Genomic DNA, 5,474 nt, shown 5'->3' with positions numbered 1-5,474 from the left:
GCCTCTGCGCCAGGAACTGAAGCTGCTGGCCTGGCTGACGATCAACACCTCACTCCCGGCCCGATTCCTTGCCGAGCGATCGGTCTCCTGGCGGGCACGGCTCAGCGGCAGCGTCATCAGCACCAGCCTGGGCCAATGGCGCCAGCTCGCGCGGTGGCTCACCACCCGCGGCATCACCGCCCTCGCCGACTGCACCACCGAGATCCTCGTCGACTACAGCCGGCACCTGCGCCAGGGCCGCGACCGAAACTCCGTGCACAAGCACCTCACCGCCGTCTCCCGCCTGTGGGCCTTCGACCAGGACAGCCCGGCCCCCACCGGCATGGCCGAACCGCCGTGGCTACGCGGGGGCATCGACGACTACCTGCCGCCCGCGACGTCGGCCGGGGAAAACCTCACCGAGCCGATCACCCCGGCGGTCATGGGACCGCTGCTGATCTGGGCACTGCGCACCGTGGAGGAGTTCGCCGAGGACATCATCACCGCTGTCACCGAGCACCGGCGCATGTCCGCCACCGCGGCAACCACCCCCACCAACCCCGCCGGCCTCGACGCGCTGCACGCCTTCCTCAACCACATTACGGCCGAGCAGCTGCCCTTCCCCGCCACCCGCCAAGACGGCACCGCCGCCATCAGCTACATCGCTGCCCGCACCGGAGCCTCCCGGTCCCAGGTCGCCTCAATGGTCGGCCGCCAGGGCTGGGGCCCCTACATCCGGCGCCACCCCGGCCCCTGCCCACTCGACACCTCGATCACCGGCCTCATCGACGGCCACCCCTGGCGCCAGGCCATCGACTTCACCGAGGCACCCGTGCTCATGCGCCACCTGGGCACCGCCTGCTTCATCGTCATCGCCTACCTGACCGGCATGCGGCCCGGCGAAGTCCTCGGCCTGCGCAGCGGCTGCTGCCCCGAACCGGCCGATGGCAAGCACCTGATCTACGGCAACGTCTACAAGACCGCTCTCGACAGCCATGGAAGCCACCTCTCCCAAGGTGTCCCTCGCGAAGCCCCCTGGGTAGCCATCCCCCCGGTCGCCAGGGCCATCCGCGTCCTGGAACACATCGTCCCCGACGGCGCCCTGCTGTTCGACTCCGCCACCCACTGCGACGGCAGGGTCGGCCGCTTCAGCACCGGTTCTCTCGGGCTGAAGACCATGCGCGGCCGGATTGAGGACTTCGTCGCCTTCGCCAATGGCACCGCCACCACCCTTGGCCGCCAAGCTGAGGCCATCCCACCCGACCCATACGGCTCGGTGGGCACTGCGCGGTTCCGCCGCACCTTGGCCTGGCACATCGCCCGCCGTCCCGGCGGCCTGGTCGCCCTCGCCATCCAATACGGCCACCTGCGCACGGCCATGTCCGGCGCCTACGCCTCCCGCAGCCGCGACGGCATCCACGACCTCCTCGACGTCGAATCCGCCCGCGCCACCCTCGACACCCTCACCGCACTCCAGGACGACCTCGCCCACGGCGGCGGCATCTCCGGCCCGGCCGCCCGCCGCGCGATCCAGGCCGCCACCTTCACCGGCCAGATCATCACCGCCCGCCAAGCTCGCGACATCTTGGGCAACCCCCATCTAACCGTCTACGACAACCCCAACGCCCTGCTCATGTGCGTCTACAAACCCGACACCGCCCTGTGCCACCGCACCCCCGCTCAGGCCGCCCCTCGCCTCGACCGCTGCATGCCCGCCTGCGCGAACATCGCCCGCACCGACAACCACGCCCGCCAACTCCTCGATAAGGCACAACAGCTCGAACAGCGCGTCGCGTACCTGCCCGCCCCGCTGGCCGAACGGCTCCGCAGCACCGCGAGCAAACTCCGGCAGCACGCCGCGCGACACCACCAGCGCATCACTGCCCAAGATGGAGGCGCCCTGTGAGCCCCGCTCTGGACGAACGCGAGCGCATCCGCTCCGCAATGAACCGCATCCTCACCGGCACCGCCCAGCACTCCAACGGAGCCCTGACCATCGTCGCCCTTGCCCAGGAAGCCAGCGTCCCCCGCAACGCACTCACCCAACGCCATCCGGATCTGAAGAACGATTTCTACGCCATGGTCCGCCAGAAGGCCCAACCTGCCGAAGCCGAAACGCGGCTACGCAAACAAGTCGTGAAACTCAAGGAACTCCGCGCAGCAGACAAGGACGAGCTCGCCGAACTTCGCGCCGACCGCGAAGCCCTCATCCGCGTCGTCCACCAGCTGACCTTGGAGAACCGGCAGCTCCGCCAGCAGCGCACGGCCCCTGCCCCCGTCGTCCGTATCCTGCCCACCCAGCCCCAACCACCCGTCGCCTGAGGATGGGGTAGCGCACATCGCCGCCATCAACCTATGGCCCCCAACCGGTGAGGGCGGGCAGAGCCCGCCCTCACACCAGCTTCGAAACACCCCCACGGCTCCGGAGCCGTGTACTTCAGAGGCTTGGTTTCCGCGCCGGAGCGCCTCAGCCCCTGGTCAGGGTGCGCCCGAGAAGGGGCAGCAGGCGGTCCCAGTGGCGCTTCAGTGCGTCGGGGTTGAAGGCATCAGTGTCAGACATGGTGAAGCCATGAACGGTGCCGGGATAGATCTCGGAGGTGTAGCCGACACCCGCCGCATCCAGGGCCTTGTTGAGCTCGCCGAGAGCCTCGGGCGTCAAGTCGCTCGCGGCATGGCCGAAGTGGACCTCGGCGGAGAGCTTGGAAAGGCTGTCGGGTCCGTCGACTCCCACCGGGCCGTGAAATGCGGCGAGGGAGGCCACCTGGCCGGGGTGGGCCGCGGCGGTGCGCGTCGCCAAGAGGCCACCGATGCAATAGCCGGTCACCGCGACCGGTCCGGCGCTGACCTCGGGCTGCGCAGCGAGGAACCTGAGGTATGCGTCAGCGTCTCGCAGGACACGGTCGGCGGTGTGCGCCTCGATCAAGGGCATCAGCTGAGCGAAGACTGCGGGCCGGTCCTCTTCTCCGATGTGCTCGGGAAGTTCGATCACCGGTGCTGTGCCGTGCCGGTAGAAGAAATTGGGGACGAGCACGTAGTACCCGTGCCCGGCCAGTTCGCGGGCCATTTCTCGCACCACGGGCCGGATGCCGAAGCCGTCCGCGTACATCAGCACCCCTGGGTGCTGCTCGCCGTGGACGGGGAAGGCGGCAAAAGCATCGGCCTGGCCGTCTGCGGTGGGAATCTGCAGCGTCTTGGTGGGCATGAACTCTCCTGTCGTGGTTGATGTGTCGAACCTGTTATCAACACGACGGAGGCGGAGCCCGCGCGGCAGCGCACGATCCTCGATCGAACAGCGGGCCCGTACTGGCCCGTACGGCGCTCAGAAGGGCACCGGGTCACCAATCCGTGTGTGGCGCGATGCCGTCCCGGTAGTCATGCGTGCAACATAGCCCACCCAACGAAGCCGCCGCCAACGCCGTCAAACCACAATGCAGTTCGCACGAATGATCTCGGCCAACACCTCGCTGTCGGCGTACACGTGAACGTCCCCAGCCACGTGCGGATGAACGCGGACAGCTTCTGACGCGCTGACGGGTGTTGCTCGGCCGTCTGCGGCCGGCCGATGCCAGGCGGCGGGCGGTGTTGGCGAATCGGACCGACCCGTACGCGCAGTCAACCGCGACCTGGCGGACGTAGAAAAGCCTTCGACCGACCACACTCCGATCCGGCACCCTCCCAGCATGACCACGCCGTCCTTCATCCCCGGACTGGAACTCTCGCGCCTCTTCTACCTCGAAGCCGTACGGCCTCTGTTGGACGAGGCCGCCCCCGGGATTACGCACTCCGCCGCCCGCCTCGGCAGCGGCTCGGAAGTCCAGGGATTCGACACCGCCCGCTCCGCCGACCACGAATGGGGGCCCCGCCTGCAGATCTTCCTACACCCGCAGGACGTCCCCCACCACGGAGCGAGGATCACGGCGCTGCTCTCCGAACGCCTGCCGAAGACCTTCAGCGGCTACCCGACGCATTTCGCCCCCACCGGCGAATCGGGCATCCGGGTCATGCAGACGACCGACGGACCGGTCCATCACCGAGTCGAAGTCACAGACGCAGGCGCCTGGTTCACCGCGCAACTGGGCTTCGACCCGAGCAAGGACATCACCCTGGCGAACTGGCTGGCCACCCCCACTCAGCTCCTCGCCGAGGTCACTGCCGGTGCCGTCTACCACGACGGACTCGGCCAACTCGCACCAGCCCGCGCCAACCTCGACTGGTACCCCCACAACCTCTGGCTCTACGTACTCGCCTGCCAGTGGCAACGCATCTCCCAGGAAGAAGCCTTCGTCGGCCGCTGCGGCGAAGTGGGCGACGAAATCGGCTCCGCCATCGTCGCCGCCCGCCTGGTGCGCGATCTGATGCGACTCTGCCTGCTCATGAACCGCCGCTACCCGCCCTACAGCAAGTGGCTCGGCAGCGCCTTCGCCCGCACCCCCCAGGCACCCGCCCTCAGCCCGGTCCTCACTGCGGCCCTCGCCGCCACCGACTGGCACACCCGCGAACATCACCTGGCCCACGCCTACGAGGCCGTCGCGGCCACACACAACCAACTCGGCCTCACCGACGCTGTCGCCCCCGCCACGCGGCCCTACCACAACAGACCGTTTCAGGTCCTGCACGCCGAACGCTTCACCGCGGCGCTGACCACCCGAATCACCGACCCAGCCATCCGCACCCTGCCGACGATCGGCAACGTCGACCAGTTCATCGACAGCACCGACGTCCTCAGCCATCCGGAACTGACACGCGCCGCCACCCGCGCAACGGTCTGCTCTTCCTTTGGGAACTCCGGCTCGTAGAGGAAGACAGCGAAGCGGCCTGACGCTTGGGGACGTTTATCTGTACACGTCTGGGGAGCAAAGAACTGTACGCCGACACTCGCTCCCGAACTCGCTCGACGTGCTGCCCGGCACCCATTCCGATCTTGGAGCTGCACGGTCCTTACTGCACTGTGAAACACCTCCTCGCCTCAACACGCAGGACTTGACAGAGAACCCGCCGGGTGGGGCAGCCAGGAGAAGCTGAACGTAACGCTGGTGGAACCCGAGCTGGTGGTGGAAGTCGGCGTTGATGTCGCCCGCGACGCCTCCGGCCGGTGGCGACATCCCGCACCGTGGCCTGGTCACGAACAGCTGCCCGCTCGCCAGGGCGGGACCCGGGATAGTCCAGGACCTGTTCGGGAGTGCTCTGATCGGCGAAGTACATCACCCTTTCCCCACGCCGCAGACCTCCCAGCACGTAGGCGGTGACCACCCGGCATTTCTCCGCATCGTCCGCGAACGCCAGACACAAGTGATCGCCATGGCCCATCTCTTCGACCAAGTGCTCCCTGTCGGCCCGCATCGTCACTTCAGTCCCACGACGTTCACCGTCCCATCCCCGACTCCCGGCACCGACGCAGCAGCCGGCTGGCAACAGAAATCCGAAGCCCCTGTATCGCCGGCCCGCCACGAGCTCATGCGGGTAGCCAGACCCGAAGAACTGGTTCCCACGTGAAC

At 68.0% G+C, this 5,474-nt stretch carries 5 protein-coding genes; 3 read left to right on the top strand and 2 right to left on the bottom strand.

Going from position 1 to position 5,474, the window contains the following annotated elements; translation table 11 throughout:
• Positions 1 to 1,885, top strand: a 1,885-nt coding sequence (locus ACWD1Z_RS36345) for an integrase (RefSeq protein WP_451125023.1), incomplete at its 5' end; no start/stop codon positions are given.
• Positions 1,882 to 2,301 carry a hypothetical protein gene (locus ACWD1Z_RS36340; RefSeq protein WP_451125021.1) on the top strand — a complete coding sequence of 140 codons (420 nt, stop codon included), beginning with the start codon at positions 1,882 to 1,884 and terminating at the stop codon, positions 2,299 to 2,301. The genes ACWD1Z_RS36345 and ACWD1Z_RS36340, both read left to right, overlap by 4 nt.
• A 145-nt stretch (positions 2,302 to 2,446) precedes the next feature.
• On the opposite strand, the gene ACWD1Z_RS36335 is transcribed toward ACWD1Z_RS36340, so the two are convergent.
• Positions 2,447 to 3,181 (bottom strand): dienelactone hydrolase family protein, encoded by a 735-nt coding sequence (locus tag ACWD1Z_RS36335; protein WP_451125019.1) that lies wholly within the window; start codon positions 3,179 to 3,181, stop codon positions 2,447 to 2,449.
• A 478-nt stretch (positions 3,182 to 3,659) separates the two neighbouring features.
• On the opposite strand from ACWD1Z_RS36335, the gene ACWD1Z_RS36330 reads away from it, so the two are divergent.
• Positions 3,660 to 4,775, top strand: coding sequence for a DUF4037 domain-containing protein (locus ACWD1Z_RS36330; RefSeq protein ID WP_451125017.1), 1,116 nt, complete (start codon positions 3,660 to 3,662; stop codon positions 4,773 to 4,775).
• 142 nt (positions 4,776 to 4,917) lie between these two features.
• On the opposite strand, the gene ACWD1Z_RS36325 is transcribed toward ACWD1Z_RS36330, so the two are convergent.
• The gene (locus ACWD1Z_RS36325; RefSeq protein ID WP_451125025.1) at positions 4,918 to 5,286 is read right to left on the bottom strand and encodes an MEDS domain-containing protein; all 369 of its coding nucleotides are present in this window, start codon (positions 5,284 to 5,286) and stop codon (positions 4,918 to 4,920) included.
• Positions 5,287 to 5,474: the final 188 nt, after the last annotated feature.

Source organism: Streptomyces sp. NPDC002784 (genome assembly GCF_053592135.1).
The sequence above is the reverse complement of the archived record's forward strand: the minus strand, read 5'-3'. Positions and strand labels throughout refer to the sequence as shown.

What these genes read in the sequence shown, in the direction of transcription:
- ACWD1Z_RS36335 (WP_451125019.1), bottom strand. Translation starts at nt 3,181, where the DNA reads ATGCCCACCAAGACGCTGCAGATTCCCACCGCAGACGGCCAGGCCGAT.
- ACWD1Z_RS36330 (WP_451125017.1), top strand. Translation starts at nt 3,660, where the DNA reads ATGACCACGCCGTCCTTCATCCCCGGACTGGAACTCTCGCGCCTCTTC.
- ACWD1Z_RS36325 (WP_451125025.1), bottom strand. Translation starts at nt 5,286, where the DNA reads ATGGGCCATGGCGATCACTTGTGTCTGGCGTTCGCGGACGATGCGGAG.